Below are 22,200 nucleotides of genomic sequence, written 5' to 3'. Positions count from 1 at the left end.
GACTGGCTGATAACAATCTTGCTCGAATTATTGGGAGATTAATAAAAATGTCTGCACTTAAACTGCCTAACGGCCCCCAAACTCATCCTTGGGTACAGACCTATCAATGGCTGACTAACCCAGTGGAATATATGGAAGACTGTGCTAAAAGCTATGGTGATATGTTCACTCTCCGAATTGGCCCAGTTTTTACTCCTCAAGTCTTCATTAGTAATCCTCAAGCAATTCAGCAGATTTTTACCACAGATCCAAAACAGTTAGATTCTGGTGCAGCAGCAGGTTCAGGAACGCCTTTATTGGGGCCAAATTCTCTATTTTCCTTAGAAGGAAAATCTCACCAGCGCCAGCGGAAACTGCTGACACCTCCTCTACATGGGGAAAGAATGCAAGCTTATGGTGATTTAATCAGTGAGATCGCCAAGCAAGTAACTAGCGAGTGGCCAGTCGGGGAAAGCTTTACAGTCTTGCCATCCATGCAAGAAATCTCCTTTCAGGTGATTTTAAAGGCTGTATTTGGTCTAAAGGACGGACTTCGTTATGAAAAACTCAAAGAAATTCTGATTGCTATCCTGAATCCAAAAAGACCTCTTTTGCGGGCAATATTCCTCCTGTTCCCATTATTACGGCAGGATTTAGGGCCTCGCAGTCCTTGGGGAAGTTATCTACGTTTGCGGCAGGAAATGGACGATCTCATCTATGCTGAAATTCAAGAAAGGCGATCGCTTGCTGATGAGTCTCGAAGTGATATTCTGTCTTTAATGATGGCGGCTCGTGATGAAGCAGGTGAGCCGATGACAGATTTGGAATTACGTGATGAATTGATGACTTTGTTGATTGCAGGTCATGAAACTACGGCTAGTTCTTTGGCATGGGCGCTGTATTGGATTCATCATCAGCCTGAAGTCCGTGAAAAGCTAGTGCAAGAACTGGATAGCCTGGGTGACAACAAAGACCCAAACGCCATTTTCCGATTACCTTATTTAAATGCAGTTTGTTCGGAAACAATGCGCCTATATCCGGTGGGGATGTTGGGAGTAAATCGATTGGTTAAATCACCTTTAGAAATTGCAGGCTACAAATTTGACCCTGGTACAATATTGGTTCCTTGTATTTATTTGAGCCATCATCGAGAAGATTTATACCCCAATTCCAAGCAGTTTCAGCCAGATCGTTTTCTAGAACGTCAATTTACTCCATCTGAATATTTGCCCTTTGGTGGTGGTAATCGTCGCTGTATTGGCATGGCATTTGCCCTGTTTGAGATGAAACTGGTATTGGCAACTGTATTATCTGATTGGCAAATGAAACTAGCTGATACAAAGCCAGTACTACCAGTTCGGAAAAGCATCCTCTTAGCACCAGGCGGTGGTGTACCAATGGTGGTGACTGGAAAGCGCCAGCAAAATCAGCGAGTTCTTGAGACTAACTTAGTGTAAAAGTTTCACAATCTGGTGGGAGCGATCGCTCCGCTTCCCTTTTGATTTACTTGCTAACTACTGGATTTTCAAGAACTTATCCAAAGCAGTAACTAGACTGGGGGGCCAACGGCGGATATTTTTTACCCAATCGATATCCTTATAGCGGCTATCTAACCCATAAGCTGCTACCCAGTTACTTTCGGCTTCACCTTGTTCTCCATTTACCCAATATGCAGCTGTGAGGGCGGCACGCACATCAGCAAATTTGGAGTATTTACGGGCGATATTTCGCATTTCGCGGATTGCTTGCTCTTTTTGACCAGTTTCATAAAGAGCGAGGGCGTAGTTTGCACGGGCGAAGGCAAAATTCGGGGCTATCTCATTAGATTTTTTGTAGTCTGCGATCGCATCTTCCCATTTTCCTAAACCTGTTTTGGCATTTCCCCGATTGTTATACGCCATCGCATCGTTAGGATCGAGTTCTAAGACATGATTATAATCTGCGATCGCATCTTCCCATTTTCCCATCCCTTCCAATGCCGCCCCCCGATTTAAATATGGATCGGTGACATTCGGCGCTAATTCTATGGCTTTGTTATAATCTGCCAGCGCCTCTGGCAATTTATTCTGACTCACCCGCGAATTTCCCCGGTTACTCCACGCCCCCGCATTTGTCGGAAATTGCTCAATAATCTTTGTCCAGTAAGTTTCAGCCGTCGCAAAGTCACCTTGATTCGTCGCTATAAACGCTTGATTTGCCCACTCATCACCTTGTTTTAACTGTTCTTGAGTAATGGGCGGCTGAGATTGTGCCATGACTGGAGTAGCCCAGCCAAACACAAGTAACAGGCTTAGAAAAATACCAATCAACTTAATCATCTAGGTTTACCTAATTTGTCATTTGTCATTGAGCATGAAGCAGAGGAATGGAGTTCAAAGGCTCATTTACGAGTATCAATGCCCAATGCCCAATTTCCCATAATTACAATAATGACAACTGTTCATTAGGCGGCGTGAATCCCAAATGCTTATATGCTGCCTTAGTCGCCATCCTACCGCGATGAGTTCTAGTTAAATACCCAATCTGCATCAGGTAAGGTTCGTAAACCTCTTCAATTGTTTGAGTATCTTCACCCGTCGCTGCTGCCATTGTTTCTAACCCCACTGGCCCGCCGTTAAATTGTTCAATTATCACACTCAGCATCTGGCGGTCTGTCCAATCTAAACCGCAAGGATCTACTTGGAATAGTTGCAATGCCTCAGATGCGATGATTTCATTAATCTCCCCAGATACTTTTACTTCCGCATAATCACGTACCCGTTTCAGTAACCTATTAGCAATCCGCGGCGTTCCGCGCGAACGACGGGCAATTTCTGTGGCACCATCTTCTGTAACGGGGGTTTTGAGTAATTGAGCGGTTCGCAGTACAATTTGAGTCAGTTCGTCAACTTCATAAAATCGGAGTTTTTGAATTAAACCGAAGCGATCGCGCAGTGGTGAAGTTAAAGCACCGACACGCGTTGTAGCTCCCACGAGGGTAAACTTTGACAGAGGCAAACTTCTGATCCGAGCGCTGGAACCCTTACCAATAGTAATATCTAAACGATAATCTTCCATCGCCGGATAGAGAATTTCTTCCGTCATCCGCGAGAGGCGATGAATTTCATCCACAAATAAAATATCACCAGGCTTGAGGTTCACCAGTAGCCCGACAATATCTCGTGGACGTTCTAGGGCTGGCGCACTAGTAATTTTGTAATTTACCCCCATTTCTGATGCTAAAATCATTGCCATTGTGGTTTTACCCAATCCCGGCGGCCCATACAGCAGCAAGTGATCCAGTACCTCACCACGAGACTTGGCTGCTTTGATTGCAATATCTAGCACATCCTTTAAATCTTTTTGCCCAATGTAATCGGCAAATCGGTGCGGTCGAATACCTTCTTCCTGCTGTTCTTGTTCATCAATAGCAGCTTCAGGCTGCAAAATATTTTCTGTGGATGGTGCTTTCGCCGACTCTCGACGCTGCTTTGGTTCTCCGTTGGGTTCTGGAGGCTGTTTTTTCGAGGAGATTATCGCCATAATTTCAGCTATCTACTTTTAAAGGGACTAGAGACTGGAGGCGGAGGGAGCAGGGGAGGCAGGGGAGAAATCAATTCAAAATTCAAAATTCAAAATTCAAATTAAAGAACTTATGCCTCCTGCCTTCTGCCCCATGCCCGTGAAAATTTTAGTTTGAGAATACCCGCGCCAATTTAAAATTTAAATTCCGGTCAATTACCCAGAAGTACAAAAGTTATTATGTTATCTAAAAGAATCTTACCGTGCTTAGATGTGAAGGCGGGACGGGTTGTAAAAGGAGTTAACTTTGTTAATCTCCAAGATGCAGGCGATCCGGTAGAGCTGGCCAAGGTTTACAACGAAGCCGGTGCTGATGAGTTAGTATTTCTGGATATTACAGCTACTCATGAAGACCGAGCTACAATCTTAGATGTGGTCTACCGGACTGCCGAACAGGTCTTCATTCCATTGACTGTGGGTGGTGGCATTCAATCCTTAGAAAATGTTAAAGCTTTGTTACGAGCGGGCGCAGATAAGGTTAGTATTAATTCTGCGGCAGTGCGGGAACCAGACTTGATTAATCGGGCAAGCGATCGCTTTGGTAATCAGTGCATAGTTGTTGCTATTGATGCCAGACGCAGAAATAACCCGGAGAATCCAGGTTGGGATGTGTATGTGCGGGGTGGCAGGGAAAATACAGGCTTAGATGCCCTAGAGTGGGCACAAGAAGTTGAAAAACGGGGGGCCGGAGAACTGCTAGTAACAAGTATGGATGCTGATGGAACCCAAGCTGGGTATGACATTGAGATCACACGGGCAATTGCCGATGCTGTAGAAATTCCAGTTATTGCTTCCGGTGGTGCAGGTAATTGCGAACATATATACACTGCCCTAACTGAAGGCAAAGCTGAAGCAGCATTACTTGCGTCATTGTTACATTACGGTCAATTAAGCGTAGCAGAAATTAAAAATTACTTGCGCGATCGCAACGTGCCAGTAAGAACATTATCTTGAATCACAATTTACTATTTAATGACATCTATCTGTGGTTAGGCACACTTCCTGAAAAGGGTGTTAATATTATTTTACAAGTATTAACAAATATTAAAAAATATGTTGCTTCCTATTTTACTTTTTGATGTAGCCCTGGTAGCGTGGTCGCTGCACTTAATGGAAAGAGCCTACGAGAGTAAAGAATTTTCTTTAATGTTGGCTGGTACATTAGTTGCTCTGGCTGCTGCTGCCATGTTAGTAGTTTACTTTTTGATGGGGCACTGTATGACCTATTTGTTGCAAGTGTCATTGTGAGTGCTGAGTGGTTGAGGAGATATTAAAAATTTATTTTCTACAAAAAGCTTGACAAAGTACCAATAATTCAGCCATTATGTATAATGAATTTTAAGGGGTTATAGCGCAGTTGGTAGCGCACCTCAATGGCATTGAGGGGGTCAGCGGTTCGAATCCGCTTAGCTCCATTCTTAATACTCTAAAGCTCTCTGTTAACAGTGTGCGACAAGAAGCACTAGTTGTCCAAAATGGTCACTTATATGCTTGTTGTTCTCAAAGGGCAACTAATGCTTGTCAATTGTCGCACAACGGAGAGGGAGAGGAAAGTAAGGAAAAGCCTAGAAGAAATGATTGCTCGATGGCTCGAAGAAAATTTAAGTTAGCATTTGCCTAATTGGCATTGTATCTCTTGCAATGCTGTACGCACTTCTCTGTATCTTAAGTATGCTGGCATACTCATTTGTTTTGAAACGCGGGCTTCAGACGGATATGCTCCCTGATTATGTAAACTTAGGGCAATTTGTTGCACAAATCAAACGGGAGCGCAATGATTCTAAATGTCAAGTTTTACGGTACCCAACCGTTTCACCATCTCCGGATTCCGATGGTCGAAGAAGCTGCTGACTTTGGTGTCCAACGCGATAATCGCATCCATATCTTCAGAGTTTAGCTCAAAATCGAAAATGTTGAAGTTCTCAACAATTCTTTCCTTCCGCACAGATTTCGGAATGACAACGACTCCTCTTTGGGTCAGCCAGCGCAGAATTACTTGAGCAACAGTTTTCTTGTATTTCCTAGCGATAGAAAGCAGCAGTTCATTCTCGAAAATATTGTTCTTGCCTTCAGCAAACGGTCCCCAAGATTCAATCTGAACATTGTTTTCCTGTAAGAATTTCTGGGTTTCAATTTGCTGATTGAAGGGATGGATCTCAATTTGATTGACCGCAGGAACCACTTCGTTATGAACTATCAGATCCATTAAGCGATCGGGTTGGAAGTTGCTGACACCGATGGCTCTAATCTTGCCTTCTCGATATAATTCCTCCATTGCTCGCCAAGAGCCATAGACATCGCCATAGGGTTGATGAATCAGATAGAGATCCAGATAATCTAATTGCAATCTCTTTAGCGATTTTCCAAAAGCCTTCTTTGCGCTTTCGTAGCCGGCATCCTGAATCCAAAGCTTTGTGGTGACAAAGATATCTTCCCTTGGCACACCACTTTTTTCAATGGCTTTGCCAACTGCTCCTTCGTTTTGATAAGCAGCGGCGGTATCAATTAAACGATAGCCAGCACGTATTGCTTCATATACGCTTCTTTCACACTCTTCGAGGTCAGTTACCTGGTAGACACCGAACCCTAAAATGGGCATCTCGACACCATTATTCAATACTAGCTTTTGCATTGTTTCCCTCCAAGTTGTGCTTTTACCTTCAGTGAGCAGTCAGTAACTCTGTTATGGTTCGGGGTTGATCTGTGTCATCCGATCGCAGATTTGGGTCTGGTTTAAGGGGCGGTTATGCCAGACCCAGAGACTACAATTGGACTCAGCGACCCGTCATTTGCTCCAATTTTTCGGGATACCGCGCTCCTTGCACTGCGATCTTGGCGGCGGCATCATCGATTTCGCCAAGATCGGCAGGCGTGAGTTCGACGGAGATTGCCCCGATGTTTTCGTCCAAGCGATGCAGCTTCGTGGTGCCTGGAATCGGAACGATCCACGGTTTCTGAGCCAGTAGCCAGGCAAGTGCAATCTGAGCGGGTGTTACCTGCTTCTGTTGGGCAATGCTGTTGAGCAGATCGATCAGGGCTTGATTCGCCTTGAGAGCCTCTGGCGTGAAGCGAGGTAGGGTGCTGCGGAAGTCGGAACTGTCAAAAGTCGCGTTTTCGTCGATCTTGCCCGTGAGAAAGCCCTTACCCAAAGGGCTGTAGGGGACAAAGCCGATGCCAAGTTCCTCCAGGGTCGGTATCACTTCCGCTTCAGGCTTTCTCCACCACAGTGAGTACTCGCTCTGGAGAGCAGCGATCGGCTGAACGGCGTGGGCGCGACGAATCGTTTGCACTCCTGCTTCCGAGAGTCCAAAGTGCTTCACCTTACCTGACTGAATCAGTTCTTTCACCGCTCCTGCCACATCTTCGATCGGCACGTTCGGGTCAACCCGGTGCTGATAGAGGAGGTCGATCGCCTCTACCTTGAGTCGCTTGAGCGAACCCTCCACGGCTTCCTTAATATGCTCCGGTCGGCTATTCAGTCCGGGTGAACCCTTCATGCCACGGGGATCGGAATTCGGACTGATGTCGAACCCGAATTTGGTGGCGATGACCACTTGGTCGCGGAAGGGAGCGAGGGCTTCACCCACCAGCTCTTCGTTTAGGAACGGGCCGTAGACCTCGGCGGTGTCAAAGAATGTAATGCCCCGTTCTACGGCAGCCCCCAGAAGAGCAGTCATCTCTTGTGTGTCTTTGGGCGGGCCATAAGAAAAGCTCATTCCCATACAGCCCAGCCCGATAGCCGAGACTTCCAAATTACTGTTTCCAAGTTTGCGCTTTTGCATTTTTTGAACTCCTGTCTTTGATTTAAAGGTGAATTAAAGGTCGGAACTGTCCTACTCCAGGATCGGGTCTGGTATTGTTCGTCGCTGACCTGTTGCATTTAGTCCACAGTCTTGCCGTCGATCTGTTGCTGAATGGCGATGTGCATCATGTCCGTGGATTTGATGATGATGCTTTTTGTGCGATCGCTAGAATGAACCATCTGTTGATTTCGATAGCTCTTCATGGGCACGCGTCGCCTGCAACCGTTCCTCGACAGCCGACGCGATCGTTGCAAGGGCGTCACTTCCGGCAACGAACAACTTCGGCGGATTCTCCATCCCGGCGATTTTGACCAGAGCATCGCCTAACTTTGCTGGATCGCCCTGCTGCGTGCCGTTGTAGACCGACCAAGTGTCCTGAACGTTGCCCTCGGCGGCATAGTCTTCGATGGCGTTGCTAGGCCATCTAACATTCTGGTCATCCAGAAGATCCGTGCGGAAGAAGCCCGGTTCGACGAGCGTCATCTTGATGCCGAACCCCTCGACCTCGGCCGCGACCGACAGCGAGATGCCCTCGACCGCAAACTTCGATGCGGCGTAGGCAGCACAGTGCTTAAACCCGACAACGCCAGCAACGGAGCTAATGTTGATGATGTGACCTGACTGCTGCTGACGCATAACCGGCAGCACGGCACGCATGACGTACACCACACCATAGAAGTTTGTCGCGAACTGGCGTTCGATCTCAGTCGTGGTCATCTCTTCAAAATTACCAAGCAGGCTGTAGCCCGCATTGTTAACCAAAACGTCGATCCGCCCGAACCGCTTCACCGCCTCCTCGACGGCTGTTTTCGCCTCTACCTCGTTGGAAACATCCAACTGGACAAATGCAAGATTCTCGCTTGCAACATCGGGCAAGGCATTACGCACTTTATCGAGGTTTCGGCCAGTCGCAACTACACGATCGCCAGCCTGCAATGCCGCCTTGGCGGTTCCGGCTCCGATACCGCTACCAGCGCCTGTGATCAACCAGACTTTGCTCATAATTATTTTCCTTTTACTCGAACTTAATCAAGCCCTGTATTGTTCATTGCTCGTTATCATCGCCATTACTCTGTCGCCACTTCATTCAGGCATTTCAACGCATTCAGTGTTCGGGGATATCCCACCCAGGGCAACAATTGTGTAATCAGATCCAGCAGTATGTCTTTGCCGTTTCCGACATTCAGGTTGCCTTGAATGTGCCCCTTTATCTGTGATTCAACCCCGCCCAGAGCAATGAGGATAGACAGTGTGATGAGCTCTCTTACTTTGATATCTACGCCATTGCGGGTGTAATAATCGCCAAAGCAATTGGCAGACAAAAACTTTTGAATGTGCAGCTGGTCTTTGGGCGATCGCTCATACATTTGATCGATTGTTTCACCGAATATGGCTTTTTGTACTGCCAGCCCTTTGTCGTAGCGGGTTTCCGGGCTGGTGGTCGATTGCCCTTCTAAAGGTAATTTAATGCCCCTGCTGGACATCACTTCATTGGTGGCATGAACGAAATCAAATGCTTTTGCCATCCCCACATAGGGTACTGCTTGATACAAAATCTCTTTGACTTCAATCGGCGTTACTCCAACATTGAGCGCTGCGCCCACCATGACTTTGTATTCGCTAACTGCCTGACTACCGACGATCGATGCCAGAATCAGCATCACCCTGGTTTTTGTATCGAACTTGCTCAACACAATGACTTCATCGAAGGCAAAGTTGTCAAAGATTTCGATCAGTTCAGGGTCAGTTATCTTTAGGGTCGATTTGTGGTTTGGAAACAGTTCCTCGTGATGTTTATGTGCCGCTTCACTGATTCTCACAGAGGATTGAGTTTTGTCTTGCTGTGGTGTATTGGTCATACGTACCTCTTTGTTTGAGTTACAGTTGTGGATTTCGTCTCCAAGCTCGTTCTCTTTTCCAACGCTTCTGGAAGCGATCGCTTGCCACTTGGCTCACCTTGCCTTCGTGCCGAGGAGAATGGGGTTGGTTTCAGCGAGATCGAGAGACTTAATCATGGTCGGTGTGGAGGTCTTGTATTTTTGGAAATGGGGCGATTCTATATGCGCTTGATACGCCTGTTCATTCGCATAGATTTCCAATATCGTGATGCGGGTGGGATGGTCTTTTTCAGATACGGCATTTAAGCCTAGAACTCCCGGCTCAACGCGAACAGAAGTTTCGATTTCCTCCTTAAGCAAAGCTTTATAACTTTCCAGGTAAGCAGGATAAATTTCGAGTCTTGCCAATCGCACGACTCGATCGTTCTCCTCGGCAAGCCTACTCTGGCAGGAAAATAGGGTCAGCATGAGGAATGCGCCCAACACGAGCCATACGTTGTGAATTCGCAACTGCTTCATGATTCTCTCGATCTGGTATTCAACCTTTCATTTTTGCGGCGATCGTTGCGACCCGTTGGCCGAGTATTTCCTCGTGCCCCAATACAAGCACCATCGGGTAAGCCAGTCGCAGCTTATCGGCGATCGCGTCGCGCCCCCAATACGACTTTAGCGCCTTTGCTTGCACGCGATTTCGCAGTTGCTTCACCAATCCCTGATGATGCGCCGGTAATAATCACAACTTTGTCTTTAATCATCTGATTCCTCTTTTTGTTGAGTAACTATTGAGTTCCGCCACGGACTTGCCAATCAGTGGCTAAGGGCATTTTGAACTCCTGTGTTTGCATTACAAGAACTGAATTTTTTCTTGAATAAAAATCTAGAATACTGACAAGAAGCCGAAATCATTTTTTCTTGCTTTAGCTTCATCTTAGGCATTTTGGAGGATAAGCAATAGAACGATCGTCTAAGATTGTTGTACAATCCTGCAAACTTAGAAATGAACGCTGCCAAAACGAGTGAAAAGTGCGATCGCCTAACAAGAAAATAAGCATCACAGCTTCGCTAACGGCAAAGTTATCCTTCCACTCACAATGGAGAGGTTTAGGGAAATTTTTTAGAGGGTTTTATTTGCTGTCTACCTAGCCAGTCTCGAAAGTTGGAATGATAGGGACTGTAATGGTTTTCTGAGGCGATTTTTTGTTGCTGTAAGAACTCTAGCCAATTTTCTAGCACTTCCTCAACTTCATACTCATCAGTATCAATGATTTGTGCGATCGCTGCGGCGGTCTGCGCCAACGCTTCCACTGGTATTGCTTTTTACTGCTGTATCAAAACATTTAACACATCTGTGCTTTGTTCGGGTGGAAACATTTTGTGTAAATGCTGCTGATAATATGCTTCTAAACCAGGCGGGAGTTGATTGGACTGGAAAGATTCCGGGTAGAAATTTTCTGCGTTAGCGAAGCTTACCGAAGGTATCGCACTTATTACCTGACTAAGATACATAAAATTATTTTCGCTCAAAGTGGTAAGGCGATGCCCAACGGCAAGCTGCTCCGCATCTACGCAGAATTCTTGCTCATTAATCTGGTGATTACTCAGCCAAGATTTAAGATCCCCTTTTACCCCTAGACGTTTCAAATTCCAAACTCGACAGTTGACCCTCAGAAGCTAAACTGCGGCAATATTAACTTTGCAACCATATCAACAAGTAGAAACCCCATATATGCTTGGGCACTAAAGATAGCCATCTATGGTATAGAAATGTATAGAATCTTGTAAAGATATAAAATATAGTTGTTAAATGCACACATTTCTAGCTTCTTCCTCAATGCAGCTGTCTGTACCACCAAATCACTTTCAGCCCATGAAGATTGTCGCACTGGGGGACAGCTTAATTTATGGATTCGGCGACCCGGAAAAAGGGGGATGGATTGAGCAACTACGGCGATGGTGGATGTTGCCGGATAGTGCCGGTCATGTTCTTTATAATTTAGGGGTAAGAGGCGATCGCACGCAACAAGTAGCCCAAAGGCTAGAAGTTGAGTTCCGCCACCGGGGTGAACTGCGAAATCGTGTCCCCGACTTGATTATTTTATCAGTAGGCGTGAATGATTCAGCGCGGTTGGCGCGTCCTGATGGCCGAAGTTACACAGATTTTACATTGTTTGAGAAGGAAATTGCTTCTCTGCTAGATTTAGCACAGCAACTATGTCCTGTGTTATTTGTAGGCATGGTGCCAGTGGATGAAGCTAAGATGCCATTTCTAGATTGCTTTTACTATAATCATGCCGATCAGTACCGCTACAAAGAAGCAACTCGAATTGCTTGCACCAAACGGCAGATTCCCTATTTAGATATTTTTGAGCAATGGATGGAACGCGGTGAAAATTGGCGGCTTAAACGCTTGAGTGAAGATGGTCTTCATCCCAATACACTAGGTTATCAAGCTTTGTTAGAGGATGTAATCAATTGGGATGCAATAACTTCAGTAGGCTTTGCCAACGCAGCTTACCATTCTCAATTTAATTATCAGCTTAAACCATCCTAAGAATCATCCTAATATAGATGTGTTGGTGCTTTGGGACTAGCCGATATTCTCGTATTTGCCACCCTCACAAAAAGCACCAAAATCTTGCTGAATTTTAAATGAAAGTAGGTGTAATATCCTTTTACAATCCATCTATATAAAACTCTTGTTCATTACTCAGCACTCTTATGACACCAACTCTATTAGGTCGCTGGCAAACTCGATTATTATTACTTGCAACTGTAGGTGTACTAGTATCTTTGCCTTTTGCAATAGGTTGGATTGGCCCTGGTGCTAACTCGGTTTATTTTTGGATACTTGCTTATGTCGCGATCTTTGGCATAGGCTGGGATGTGCTTTATGACTATCTGCAAAAATCCCGTTGGGATAGAGATTGGCCCGCGGTTTATCAACTCTTAGCTGGCATCTGGGAATTGGTGTTTGTGTTTTGTGGAGTCAAACTGCTTGGCTTCTTACCAATACCTTTACCGAAAGAAGAACTTTCGCCAGCAGTTTTTATATTGCACTATAGCGTCGTGTGGCTAGCAGTTTTTATTAGTTCACAAAGTCTGATGCGAATTATCTTTCCCCGTTGGCGTTTCCGGGGTGGTGAGTGGTTGTAAAACCTCAAATCCTCGAAACTAAATTTATTAAGAATTTATCAAAAATTAAAAATTAAATCGCAAATTCAAAAAATCGCATTTGGCAATTTTACTTGGAATGCAATATGTTGTATTCACGTACAGTTGTGTGCGTCTCTATGAGCAACCTGTAATAATATGCATTTACTTTGCACTTTCCCCGTAGTTCTGGGAATCATGAGTCAGGAGTCAAAATAAAAAAGGCTCCTGGTTCCTGATATCATGTCCGTTTGATTACTTATTAAACCCGAAGAACCCCACCCCGCCAAAGCTATGCTTTGTCTCCCCTCCCCGCTTGCGGGGAGGGGATTAAGGGGTGGGGTGCAATGACTGTGGGAATCATAACTAATTATGCGGACATGATATGATTTCTGACCCCTTGGAGGAAATTCTATTTATAGATGCAACTTGAATGTCTATTAGCTGCTCTCATCCAATAAAAAACACCTATATTGTGTTTCCAAAATTGGCGCTTGTGCTGATGTAATAGTCATGTATGAGAAAAACAGGACAAGCTTTGGAGTGTAGGGAGATTTTTCAATGCAGAGACGTAAATTAAAGAGGTGCAATGTCGAATTTTGATCTGGTTATTAAGCTATTTCTGCAACTCACAATTATTTTAACCACTTGTCGCATCGTCACGATTTTAGGACGCCGCTATCTTGGTCAAACCGATGTTGTTTGCGAAATGATTGCAGGTGTAATGCTAGGCCCATCACTTTTGGGATTGATTGCACCAGATTTTCAGCAATGGCTGTTTCCTAAGCTTCCCATTATTACTGCTGTAGGACTAAAAATACCCAACCCATCAATGTCGATTTTATATGCTATTAGCCAGATTGGGTTGGTAATTTATATGTTTTTGATTGGTTTAGAGTTCAATACCAAACTCTTAAAACATCATATTAAAAGTGCAAGTTTGCTATCTGCTGCCGGGATTATCACTCCCTTTATTTTAGGAGCGATCGCATCTTTTTGGTTTTATCACAATGGCGATTTCTTTCAGCCAAAAGTTGTGCCTTGGTCAGCCGCTTTGTATCTAGGTGCATCGATGACAATTACGGCTTTTCCGATGTTAGCTCGCATTCTTTACGAACGCGGTCTTGCACAAACCCGCTTCGGTACTTTGGCTTTGGGTGCAGCATCGGTAGATGATGCAGTTGCTTGGTGTTTGTTGGCGATCGTGCTTGCTAGCGTGAAAAATTCTCTGAGCATTGCCATATTAGCAATTGGTGGTGGCATTTGCTACGTGCTATTTGCAATTTTTCTCGGTCAACCTCTACTGAGAGCGTTCACACGTATGACTAAACGCGATGCAGGTGTGAACAGACAAACACTGACTTTAATGTTGATAATTTTGATGTTTTGTGCATGGTTTACCGATGTCACAGGCATCTATGCAATATTTGGTGCTTTTGTGCTGGGAGCAGTGACTCCACGCGGAGAATTTACCCAACAAATTCGCCAATATACAGAGTTTTTAACTACTTCTTTTTTGCTACCGATATTTTTTGTCTTCTCTGGATTAAACACTCAAATTGGATTGGTAAACACACCGACTTTGTGGGGAGTGACGCTGTTAATTATTGCGATCGCAATTCTTGGCAAAGGTGTTGCTTGTATGTTGGCTGCAAAATTGGCGGGGGAAAATTGGCGCGAATCTGCAACTATCGGCGCTCTGATGAATGCTCGTGGTTTGATGGAGTTAATCATCCTCAATATTGGTCTTGAGCAAGGTATAATTACCCCAACTTTATTCACTATCATGGTTATTATGGCAGTCATTACTACCCTTATGGCATCACCACTGATTGCCTTTTTGTTGCACGGGACAAGCTATGATAAATCTTCCGCTTAAGCAAAATTAAATATTAAGATTAATTACCTAGTAATTGGGTAAAATTCTCCGCTTTGACTCTGGCTATAACCGCTAATTTGTTTATAGTGGCACTTAAACGCCACTATAAACGGACTACCTATTACCTATTTTTTTTAATATCGGTAATTCGTCATTTCTTCTAGATTTAGCTTCTAAAATCATCAAAATTCATGTTTCCCGACTGCAACTGCATCGTAACAGCAATTTACATAACAACGAAGCACAAATCAATCTTGGGTATATTTAACAAGCTTGACATTTTCTAGTCTTTTAAAGAATTATCTTAGGGAAACCAGATAGTTAATTGTGAAAAAACCATGCACATAGTTATTCTCGTTCTGGTTGAGGTGCTGATTGTTATTGGACTTTCAAGGCTAGTAGGGCTAGGATTCCGTTCCATTAAGCAACCTCTGGTAATTGGTGAGATTGTCGCCGGGATTATGCTCGGCCCATCTTTATTTGGTTTAGTTGCTCCCGATATAGCAGTTAGCTTGTTTCCACCAGAAACTTTTCCTTTTCTAAATGTTTTGTCTCAGGTGGGACTAATATTTTTCATGTTTCTGATTGGGCTAGAACTAAATCCCAAATACCTCAGCGGACAATTAGAAGTAGCAATTTTAACTTCTCATGTCAGCATTTTGGTGCCGTTTTCTTTAGGAACATTGCTAGCGGTGCTGCTTTATCCGCTAGTTTCCAACGCTAGCGTATCCTTCACCGCCTTTGCCTTGTTTTTGGGGGCGGCGATGTCGATTACTGCCTTTCCAGTGTTAGCGCGAATCATTACTGAAAACAATTTACAAGGAACGCGTTTAGGAACGTTGGCGTTAACTTGTGCAGCAGTGGATGATGTGACAGCTTGGTGTCTGTTGGCAGTAGCGATCGCTGTGGCTCGAACTGGTGACTTTGCTGGTGCGATACCCACAATTATCGCCAGCATAGTTTACATCGGCTTGATGTTGACGGTGGGACGTTGGTTCCTGCAACGCCTTGCCAAACACTACCTGCGTGCGGGACGCCTCAGCCAATTGCTGCTAGCTGGGATTTATATGGCAGTGGTTGCGTCGGCATTAATCACCGAACTAATTGGGATTCACTTAATTTTTGGGGCATTTTTACTGGGAGCAGCGATGCCCAAAAATGAAGATTTAGTGCGGGAATTGGCTGTAAAAACCGAAGATTTTGTTTTGATATTCTTACTGCCAATATTTTTTGCCTACAGCGGCTTAAAAACGCAGATTGGCTTGCTCAACCGTCCCGAATTGTGGCTTTTGTGTGCGTTGGTTTTAGGAGTGGCGATCGCAGGGAAATATGTTGGCACTTATGTAGCGGCCCGTGTCAGTGGCATTAGTAAACGGGAAGCTTCGGCACTCGGTTGGTTAATGAATACTCGCGGCTTGACCGAACTGATAGTGCTAAATATTGGTCTAGAGTTAGGGGTAATTTCCCCCTTAATATTTACCATGCTGGTAATCATGGCATTGGTAACTACATTCATGACCTCGCCACTGCTGGAATGGACATATCCGAAAAAGCTGATCCGGTTAGATGTCATGGAACCGGAGTTGGAAGCAGAAACAGGTATAGACACCTCTGCTGGAAGTGAAACTTCTCCTCATCCTTTCCGAATTTTGGTGCCAGTGGCTAATCCAAGTACTCAAAAAGGCTTGGTACAGTTGGCAGTAGCGTTGGCGCAGCCCGCCGTAGGTATCGCTCTCAATTACCGATATCCTGCCATTGTTAACCCTCTTAGCCTGATTGAATTTCAAGAAGATTATGCCTTTGAAAGTACCCCAGTTGAAGCAGACCGATTAATTGCCCAGCGCCGCCACCAGCTACAAGAATTAATTAATACTCTCGAACCGCCAGAAACTCGTTCTTGCGTGCATCCTATCATTCGCATATCCAGCAATGTTGCCCGCGAAACAGCACAGATTGCCACATCAGAACAAGCTGATTTAATTCTCGTGGGCTGGCATCGCCCAGCTTTTAGTAGTAATCGTTTAGGTGGACGAGTCGGACAAATGCTTACCACTGCACCAGTGGATGTAGCAGTATTTGTGGATAAAGGTAAAGAGCAATTAGAAACTTTATTGGTACCTTATTCAGCCAATATCCATGATGATTTAGCACTAATACTAGCTCTGAGACTGCTAATTAATCGTGAGACTTGTATGTTGCAGATATTACAGATAGTAGCAAATCATGCCAAGGAAGAATCGAGTTACGAACTGCACACGATGATGGAACAATTGCCCACCAGTGTACGCGATCGCATTGAAATCAAAACTCTCGAAGCCCCAGAACCAATCCAAGCCGTAATTCAAGCCTCAGAAGGTGTTGACCTAACTATTGCTGGCACCAGCCGCGCTTGGGGTATCGAGCGCCAAACCTTGGGAAGATATACAGACCAACTAGCCATCCAATGTCGTTCTTCTTTGCTGATTACCCGCCGCTACAGTCAAGTTACCGCTCACCTTGCCTCTATGCTTCCTGAGGTTAGTAGTCAAGAGCCAACATTGAGCAATTGAAATTCATGAATCATTTCAACTTCAAATCCTTAGCTTTTTACGGAGTAGCAATAATTGCAGTGCTACTGTTGTTTAAAACTGTCAGTGTTTATGGGGAAAACAAACTCAAGGCTCCTCCTCCAGTTAACGGCCGCTATCGTCTAACCCTGGCTGAGAATTTGCCTAACTGTGAAAAATCAGATACCCTAACGTTAAACATTGAGCAGTCGGGTATTTACTTAAATGCCTCTGTATTACCGGCAAACGCTAACCCCGATACCGACGAAAAGCACTCTCTGGCAGGCATCTTCAGAAATCAACAGTTAAATTTATCTGGGAAAGTTGGTAGATCAATCCTTTGTAATATTCCTCGCCCTCAAAACGATCCTCTGAACTCAGTCGCAATTCAAATGCAACTTGTTGATAAAGGTAATATGACGGGTCAATTAACCGTAAATGGCATTCCCAAAACTCTAAAATTTACCGCTGTGCCCCAAAAAGCTCAGGAAAAATCTCAGAAGTTAAATAGCCATTGAACTGGAGAGTGGGCAAGGGATTTAAAGCGCGAAGTCAACAGCAATGCGATCGCATTGTATGGGGTTTTATGGAGCAGATAAAAAGAATGGATCGGGGACTAAAGACTAGGCAATTTTGCCAATGGCGCAAGCAGCTATATAGCATAAGTCTATTAGGCTTTTATGCAGCGATCGCCCTCGAAACTTGCACTACTGCTGCTACACCAGTGGCGAAGCTAGATAATTGGCGTTTTTCTCCCAAGACACAACAACTCGAAATCACCCTCTCAGCAGGCACAACCCCCCGTTATTTCTACCTAGCCCAACCCTCTCGTCTGGTTGTAGATTTACCGAATACTAAGTTGGGCAAAGTTACCACACAACAAAATTATTCTGGAGCAATCAAAAGCATTCGCGTTTCTCAACTGAATGCTCGCGACACACGCATTGTCCTAGATTTAGCACCAGGGACTGTTTTTAATCCCAAACAGGTACAACTGCAACCCGTTTCCCGAAAAAACTCCACTCGCTGGGTATTACGTCCGGTTATTTCTGGTAAAACTACTGCCGTGAAACCAGTAAATTCCCCAGCTTCACCCAAAAAACAACCTCAAACACCCTATAAATCACAACCACCTAGTAACGTACCCATAAGTACTAATCCACAACCGCCCTTACTCACAGTTCCGCCTCCATCCAATGAACTGCCCTCAACAATTACTACTAACTCAGGGCAGCCTTTTGTAACTGTACCTCCCTTAACTCCGAATACACCCTCTCAACAAGTTGATTCAATTCTTCCCCCTGCTACTTTCCCAAATCCATCAGGTAATTTGAATAGCATTCCTCCTTTAGTTCGGTCTGACTTTCCAGTTCCAACAGTCCCCAATGTTGCCGATCCGCAAATCATTGAGTTTGGTCAACCTTTACCCAAAACTAAATAGTTAATAATTCAAATAGGGCTATTGGGAAGAGAATAAGGGGACAAGGAGAAAAGACTTGCAGCAAGTCCCCCTACCCCCTGCCTTATCCCAACACGCCAACCTAATTTACCTTCCTCCAACTAACTCCTTTACCTTGTTGATGATGCCGACTGGATCGATACCTTGATATGGGTACTGTTCCCACAAACCGCCGCAACCTTCTTTATAAGTTCCAAGATGGGCATATTTGGGAGTCAAACCCCGCTCTAGCAGCCAAGAACCGAAACGGCTGCCTAAGCCAGTGCGACGGTTGAAGGCTTCTACTACAAGCACAAAAGGAGCGTTACCAACTTTGGTAATCATTTCTTCATCAATGGTGTTTAAAGTTGGTTTGTTAATTAAACCAACGTCTAACCCTTCTTGCTTAAGACGCTCTACAGCATCAACGGCACGGTAGAGAGCATCGCCAAAACTGATAATGTAGCCTTGTGTCCCCTCTCGTATAACCTCATCTTTACCAGGAACAAATTTGTAGCCACTTCCAAACAAGTCATTGCCGTTGCTGTCCTGAATATTGGGCACTTTGGAACGGGTGGAGAAAATAAACCGCAGTCCAGGCTCAGAAAACACAGCTTCTACACAAGCTGTCATTTGATTAGTATCTGCCGGGAAGTACAACTGTGTTGGGTAGCCATCATCCAAGCCATTGTCGGCAAACATATTATTTATACCAAAGTGGCAGCTGTTATCTGCCATATCATCTATACCCGCATGGGAAAAATGACATAGAACATTGGAATAGTTCAGCCGTGCCATCGTGATTTCTGAGATACACATTTCTAAGAAGGCGCTGAAGGTGGCAAAAATACCTTGCTTGCCCTCGTCCATCCCGAATCCAGCCGCAGCAGAGAAGTTGCTCCGTTCCATGATGCCGGAGGAAATAAATATTTCTGGGTATGTTTCATGAATTTTCTTCAAACCGCAGGAGCCTTCTAGATCGCTATCAATGACCTTAATTTTTTCTTTACGCTCCGCCTCGCTCATGCGACTGAGGACACCCACCACGGCTTCACCAAATACAGTACGGTTAGCGCCCCATTTGTCACCGGAACCCAGAAACGTATATGTTTGTTTGGGTTTCTCAATATTCTTAAGGTATTCGACAGCCGCAGTTTGTCCGCGAGATTCTAGATACTTAACTGCTAAATCTACAGGAATTACATCATGACCATGAATGGAACCTTCTAAACCTTCAATACCAGGACACATCGGGCGTTTATTAATCAGAGCGATCGCTCCGGGAGTATTCACAGCTTCGCAAATACGATGGTATAAATCGTCTAAGTCTTCTCCGTTTCCCTGAAGAACCTTCAAACCGTGGCCTTCTAAGGTTTTGGCGACACTGAAACCAGGTAGATATTTAGAAGGATGTCCAGCGATCGTTACATCATTGTCATCAATGAGCAGCTTGACGTTAAGATGTTGAGCAACAGCCAAGCGAGCAGCTTCGGCATCGTTTCCTTCCTGCTGCGAACCATCAGAACCGAGACAAAAAACAGCCTTGCCTGGATTCGCCATTGCCACACCATTAATGTAAGGCCAAATATGACCCAAGCGCCCAGAACTAAATTTCACACCAGGAGTTAGTTTTAGTTCGGGGTGTCCCGGTAAATTGGAATGTGCTTGCCGATAACGTAAAAGTTGCTCGGCAGGTAAATCACCATGCAATGTTGCCATTAGATATTGAGTGGCGACTCGATGTCCTGCTTCATCAAAGAAAATCGGTACAAATTGCTCCGATGCTCCCCGGAAAAAGGCATCGAGAATCATTACCTCTGGCACTGTATCGTATGGCCCACCAGTATGGCCGCCGACTCCACTAGCCGCGCCAGTCGCTGTAAAAAAGACGATCGCATCTCGGCAGAGTTGAATATTCGCTTTGAGAGTCTCTCGCTGTTCGGCGGTGAGGCTGGAATTTGCTGGATTGAGCGCTAAAGGTTTGTAAGCACCGAGATCGATTGGAAATTGGGTATTAATAGTAGTCATGGTTTATTGATTGAATAAAAAACAATTTGAACAGACGGGACGTGCGATCGCACTACAAAAAAATTGTTAAAACCCCCATTGGGCAACAATTATCCAAGCTCAAGCCAACCACTCGAAACCATTATGGAACCGTGTGATTTCATCAAATGCCAAAATCAATACATTCAATTGTGCATGAATGTGCTTGAATTCAATTGAAGTTACGGATTACCGTACAAAGACTTGCATATCAATAAGTATAAACTCACAAACGTGCAATTTCAAGCCCAAAAACGCATTTTCAGGAAAATTAATTATGCTAACTGCTGAACGACGACAATTCATCTTAGAAATTCTGCGTCGTGATAAAAAGGTACTTTCGACAGAACTTAGTGCTGTTCTGAAAGTTTCTGAGGATACGATTCGCCGGGATTTACGAGAACTGGCAGAAACGGGACTATTACAACGCGTTCATGGGGGAGCACTCCTCAAATCTCCAGCCACCGCCAGTTATACCGATCGCCAAAAGCAAGCACCAAAAGAAAAGGAAGCGATCGCTCGGACAGCAGCAAAATTAGTTTGTACAGGACAGGTGGTGATTTTAGATGGAGGTACAACAACTCTCCAAGTAACCCGTCATTTGCCCCTAGATTTGCACGCAACAGTGATCACAAATAGTCCGCCAATAGCAGTTGCTTTAGCAGAACATCCCCATATAGAAGTTGTGATGTTAGGTGGACAACTCTACAAAAAAGCCTTGGTGAACGTGGGTACTGTCACCATTGAGACATTACGGATGATTCGTGCAGATTTGTGCATGTTGGGGGTTTGCAGTTTGCATCCAGAAGTTGGGATTAGTGTACCTAACCTAGACGAAGCCCACGTCAAACGAGCGATGATTGCTGGATCGGCTGAGGTAGTCGGATTAGTCACAGCAGAAAAATTAGACACGGCTGCTCCTTATCTAGTGGAGTCTATTCATGCCCTGACTTACCTAGTAACAGCACCGACAGTATCTAATAATATGCTGAGTGCCTACAAAGCTTTAGGTTTAACAATTATACGTGACGAGTACGAATGATCTGATTTGACAGATGCGATCGCGGGGATTGGGGAGCAGAGGATCTGGGGAACTGGGGAACTGGAGAAATGGGGATCTGGGGAGCAGTGGCAGTAAGTTTTTCCCCTCTGCCCCTCTGCCCCTCTGCCCCTCTGCCCCTCTGCCTCTTATACCCAATGCCCAAATCTAAAATCTATCCGTTTCCTGAGGTGTTCCAACTGCTCCTGGTTGAGCAGTGAAGAAGTTTTGAGCAGCTTCATTTTGATATATACACCTAATATCAGGTTTATCACTGTCCAAATTACCTGTAAACCCAAAGGTGTTCAGGCGATTTTTGCACTCATTTACCTGATCGGATGTCACTAGCTTACGTTGCTCTAAAAGCGCCCAGTTATTTTGTCGGATTACGCATCCAGGACGCATACTCGGCTGGGCAACATAGACATTGAAGGGGTTGAGAGTGACGAACAGTCTCGCGTCCATCACCATCGCGCTGGCTCCGTACTGCACGCAAATTTCCGGGTTTGGTGCTTTGGTGTCAATGAATTCACGGGAAGCCACATTTGATGGGGCCAACGTGGTTGTAGAACTAAAAGCAATGCCAATCCCAATACCCAAAATCAACACCCCTCCCATAATTGCAATGGTGAAGAGGTTAAACATAGGGGATTGGAAAATAGAGGGTTTAGGAGTAGTAGCCGATCTACCAGGGGGTTTGCGTCTCATTTTTGCTTAATCACCTTCACGCCGATTTGGCAGGGAGTGGTCTAAAGTCTTCTCCCTCTTTCAGTATGCCTATTGTTGACTGTAATTGTCTGCGAGTTTTTGGACAGTATTCTTCTTAAATGATAGAAATAGGAACTTATCTAGATATTTGGACAGAATTTCAACCTTGTAGGTTATTGTTTCCATCTTGAAGAATTGGTAACTATTTTAATT

At 44.8% G+C, this 22,200-nt stretch carries 21 protein-coding genes, 1 tRNA gene and 1 pseudogene; 11 read left to right on the top strand and 12 right to left on the bottom strand.

The features are described from left to right. Positions 1-47: 47 nt before the first annotated feature. Positions 48-1,436: a cytochrome P450 gene (locus V7L01_RS23315; RefSeq protein WP_335038853.1), complete on the top strand. Its 1,389-nt coding sequence runs from the start codon at positions 48-50 to the stop codon at positions 1,434-1,436. A 57-nt stretch (positions 1,437-1,493) separates the two neighbouring features. Here V7L01_RS23315 and V7L01_RS23310 read toward each other — a convergent pair whose 3' ends face one another. Continuing rightward, the gene (locus V7L01_RS23310; RefSeq protein WP_335038851.1) at positions 1,494-2,297 is read right to left on the bottom strand and encodes a tetratricopeptide repeat protein; all 804 of its coding nucleotides are present in this window, start codon (positions 2,295-2,297) and stop codon (positions 1,494-1,496) included. 103 nt (positions 2,298-2,400) lie between these two features. Continuing rightward, positions 2,401-3,501 (bottom strand): Holliday junction branch migration DNA helicase RuvB, encoded by a 1,101-nt coding sequence (ruvB, locus tag V7L01_RS23305; protein ID WP_335038850.1) that lies wholly within the window; start codon positions 3,499-3,501, stop codon positions 2,401-2,403. Between the two features lie 219 nt (positions 3,502-3,720). Between ruvB and hisF the strand changes: the two genes are divergently transcribed. The 3 genes from hisF (at position 3,721) to V7L01_RS23290 (ending at position 4,955) form a co-directional block, all read left to right on the top strand. Further along, the gene (hisF, locus tag V7L01_RS23300; RefSeq protein ID WP_335038848.1) at positions 3,721-4,494 is read left to right on the top strand and encodes an imidazole glycerol phosphate synthase subunit HisF; all 774 of its coding nucleotides are present in this window, start codon (positions 3,721-3,723) and stop codon (positions 4,492-4,494) included. 99 nt (positions 4,495-4,593) lie between these two features. Next, positions 4,594-4,788 (top strand): hypothetical protein, encoded by a 195-nt coding sequence (locus V7L01_RS23295; protein WP_100901219.1) that lies wholly within the window; start codon positions 4,594-4,596, stop codon positions 4,786-4,788. Between the two features lie 94 nt (positions 4,789-4,882). Continuing rightward, positions 4,883-4,955 (top strand) — tRNA-Ala (locus V7L01_RS23290). Between the two features lie 365 nt (positions 4,956-5,320). Here the strand turns inward: V7L01_RS23290 and V7L01_RS23285 are convergent. The 8 genes and pseudogenes from V7L01_RS23285 to V7L01_RS23250 form a co-directional block, all read right to left on the bottom strand. Next, positions 5,321-6,172 (bottom strand): aldo/keto reductase, encoded by an 852-nt coding sequence (locus tag V7L01_RS23285; RefSeq protein WP_335038847.1) that lies wholly within the window; start codon positions 6,170-6,172, stop codon positions 5,321-5,323. Positions 6,173-6,314: 142 nt separating this feature from the next. Further along, positions 6,315-7,322, bottom strand: a complete 1,008-nt coding sequence (locus tag V7L01_RS23280; RefSeq protein ID WP_335038845.1) for an aldo/keto reductase — start codon at positions 7,320-7,322, stop codon at positions 6,315-6,317. Positions 7,323-7,508: 186 nt separating this feature from the next. Continuing rightward, the gene (locus tag V7L01_RS23275) at positions 7,509-8,345 is read right to left on the bottom strand and encodes an SDR family oxidoreductase (protein ID WP_335038843.1); all 837 of its coding nucleotides are present in this window, start codon (positions 8,343-8,345) and stop codon (positions 7,509-7,511) included. Between the two features lie 65 nt (positions 8,346-8,410). Beyond that, positions 8,411-9,202, bottom strand: coding sequence for a carboxymuconolactone decarboxylase family protein (locus V7L01_RS23270; RefSeq protein ID WP_335038842.1), 792 nt, complete (start codon positions 9,200-9,202; stop codon positions 8,411-8,413). A gap of 93 nt (positions 9,203-9,295) precedes the next feature. Continuing rightward, complete coding sequence (locus V7L01_RS23265) at positions 9,296-9,700, bottom strand: putative quinol monooxygenase (protein WP_335038841.1); 405 nt, start codon at positions 9,698-9,700, stop codon at positions 9,296-9,298. A 116-nt stretch (positions 9,701-9,816) separates the two neighbouring features. Beyond that, a pseudogene (locus V7L01_RS23260) lies at positions 9,817-9,936 on the bottom strand (SDR family NAD(P)-dependent oxidoreductase); the annotation flags it as partial. Positions 9,937-10,282: 346 nt separating this feature from the next. After that, entirely contained in the window at positions 10,283-10,486 is a 204-nt protein-coding gene (locus V7L01_RS23255; RefSeq protein WP_335038839.1) for a hypothetical protein, read from the bottom strand. A gap of 12 nt (positions 10,487-10,498) precedes the next feature. Then, positions 10,499-10,822, bottom strand: coding sequence for a hypothetical protein (locus V7L01_RS23250; protein WP_335038837.1), 324 nt, complete (start codon positions 10,820-10,822; stop codon positions 10,499-10,501). Positions 10,823-10,985: 163 nt separating this feature from the next. On the opposite strand from V7L01_RS23250, the gene V7L01_RS23245 reads away from it, so the two are divergent. From V7L01_RS23245 to V7L01_RS23220, 6 genes are all read left to right on the top strand, one after another. Next, positions 10,986-11,732, top strand: a complete 747-nt coding sequence (locus V7L01_RS23245; RefSeq protein ID WP_335038835.1) for a GDSL-type esterase/lipase family protein — start codon at positions 10,986-10,988, stop codon at positions 11,730-11,732. Positions 11,733-11,899: 167 nt separating this feature from the next. Then, positions 11,900-12,334, top strand: coding sequence for a hypothetical protein (locus V7L01_RS23240; protein WP_335038833.1), 435 nt, complete (start codon positions 11,900-11,902; stop codon positions 12,332-12,334). A gap of 586 nt (positions 12,335-12,920) precedes the next feature. Beyond that, positions 12,921-14,210, top strand: coding sequence for a cation:proton antiporter (locus V7L01_RS23235; RefSeq protein WP_335038831.1), 1,290 nt, complete (start codon positions 12,921-12,923; stop codon positions 14,208-14,210). A 338-nt stretch (positions 14,211-14,548) separates the two neighbouring features. Beyond that, positions 14,549-16,759 carry a cation:proton antiporter gene (locus V7L01_RS23230; RefSeq protein WP_335038829.1) on the top strand — a complete coding sequence of 737 codons (2,211 nt, stop codon included), beginning with the start codon at positions 14,549-14,551 and terminating at the stop codon, positions 16,757-16,759. Positions 16,760-16,764: 5 nt separating this feature from the next. Continuing rightward, the gene (locus tag V7L01_RS23225) at positions 16,765-17,274 is read left to right on the top strand and encodes a hypothetical protein (RefSeq protein ID WP_335038828.1); all 510 of its coding nucleotides are present in this window, start codon (positions 16,765-16,767) and stop codon (positions 17,272-17,274) included. An 86-nt stretch (positions 17,275-17,360) separates the two neighbouring features. Beyond that, complete coding sequence (locus V7L01_RS23220) at positions 17,361-18,197, top strand: AMIN domain-containing protein (RefSeq protein WP_335038887.1); 837 nt, start codon at positions 17,361-17,363, stop codon at positions 18,195-18,197. A gap of 105 nt (positions 18,198-18,302) precedes the next feature. On the opposite strand, the gene V7L01_RS23215 is transcribed toward V7L01_RS23220, so the two are convergent. Further along, a complete protein-coding gene (locus tag V7L01_RS23215; RefSeq protein WP_335038826.1) occupies positions 18,303-20,222 on the bottom strand; it encodes a transketolase C-terminal domain-containing protein in 1,920 nt (639 codons plus the stop codon). A 295-nt stretch (positions 20,223-20,517) separates the two neighbouring features. On the opposite strand from V7L01_RS23215, the gene V7L01_RS23210 reads away from it, so the two are divergent. After that, positions 20,518-21,282, top strand: coding sequence for a DeoR/GlpR family DNA-binding transcription regulator (locus tag V7L01_RS23210; RefSeq protein WP_335038824.1), 765 nt, complete (start codon positions 20,518-20,520; stop codon positions 21,280-21,282). Between the two features lie 165 nt (positions 21,283-21,447). On the opposite strand, the gene V7L01_RS23205 is transcribed toward V7L01_RS23210, so the two are convergent. After that, positions 21,448-21,987: a DUF3172 domain-containing protein gene (locus V7L01_RS23205; RefSeq protein WP_335038822.1), complete on the bottom strand. Its 540-nt coding sequence runs from the start codon at positions 21,985-21,987 to the stop codon at positions 21,448-21,450. Positions 21,988-22,200 lie beyond the last annotated feature (213 nt).

This window comes from Nostoc sp. (assembly GCF_036917095.1).
GTDB lineage: Bacteria > Cyanobacteriota > Cyanobacteriia > Cyanobacteriales > Nostocaceae > Nostoc.
This window is presented reverse-complemented; position numbering and strand designations above follow the sequence as displayed.

Coding starts and splice junctions, on each gene's coding strand:
- V7L01_RS23205 (WP_335038822.1), bottom strand. CDS start 21,987: ATGAGACGCAAACCCCCTGGTAGATCGGCTACTACTCCTAAACCCTCT.
- V7L01_RS23270 (WP_335038842.1), bottom strand. CDS start 9,202: ATGACCAATACACCACAGCAAGACAAAACTCAATCCTCTGTGAGAATC.
- V7L01_RS23315 (WP_335038853.1), top strand. CDS start 48: ATGTCTGCACTTAAACTGCCTAACGGCCCCCAAACTCATCCTTGGGTA.
- V7L01_RS23210 (WP_335038824.1), top strand. CDS start 20,518: ATGCTAACTGCTGAACGACGACAATTCATCTTAGAAATTCTGCGTCGT.
- ruvB (WP_335038850.1), bottom strand. CDS start 3,501: ATGGCGATAATCTCCTCGAAAAAACAGCCTCCAGAACCCAACGGAGAA.
- V7L01_RS23235 (WP_335038831.1), top strand. CDS start 12,921: ATGTCGAATTTTGATCTGGTTATTAAGCTATTTCTGCAACTCACAATT.
- V7L01_RS23215 (WP_335038826.1), bottom strand. CDS start 20,222: ATGACTACTATTAATACCCAATTTCCAATCGATCTCGGTGCTTACAAA.
- V7L01_RS23310 (WP_335038851.1), bottom strand. CDS start 2,297: ATGATTAAGTTGATTGGTATTTTTCTAAGCCTGTTACTTGTGTTTGGC.
- V7L01_RS23265 (WP_335038841.1), bottom strand. CDS start 9,700: ATGAAGCAGTTGCGAATTCACAACGTATGGCTCGTGTTGGGCGCATTC.
- V7L01_RS23245 (WP_335038835.1), top strand. CDS start 10,986: ATGCACACATTTCTAGCTTCTTCCTCAATGCAGCTGTCTGTACCACCA.
- V7L01_RS23240 (WP_335038833.1), top strand. CDS start 11,900: ATGACACCAACTCTATTAGGTCGCTGGCAAACTCGATTATTATTACTT.
- V7L01_RS23230 (WP_335038829.1), top strand. CDS start 14,549: ATGCACATAGTTATTCTCGTTCTGGTTGAGGTGCTGATTGTTATTGGA.
- V7L01_RS23295 (WP_100901219.1), top strand. CDS start 4,594: ATGTTGCTTCCTATTTTACTTTTTGATGTAGCCCTGGTAGCGTGGTCG.
- V7L01_RS23275 (WP_335038843.1), bottom strand. CDS start 8,345: ATGAGCAAAGTCTGGTTGATCACAGGCGCTGGTAGCGGTATCGGAGCC.
- V7L01_RS23225 (WP_335038828.1), top strand. CDS start 16,765: ATGAATCATTTCAACTTCAAATCCTTAGCTTTTTACGGAGTAGCAATA.
- V7L01_RS23220 (WP_335038887.1), top strand. CDS start 17,361: ATGGATCGGGGACTAAAGACTAGGCAATTTTGCCAATGGCGCAAGCAG.
- hisF (WP_335038848.1), top strand. CDS start 3,721: ATGTTATCTAAAAGAATCTTACCGTGCTTAGATGTGAAGGCGGGACGG.
- V7L01_RS23285 (WP_335038847.1), bottom strand. CDS start 6,172: ATGCAAAAGCTAGTATTGAATAATGGTGTCGAGATGCCCATTTTAGGG.
- V7L01_RS23280 (WP_335038845.1), bottom strand. CDS start 7,322: ATGCAAAAGCGCAAACTTGGAAACAGTAATTTGGAAGTCTCGGCTATC.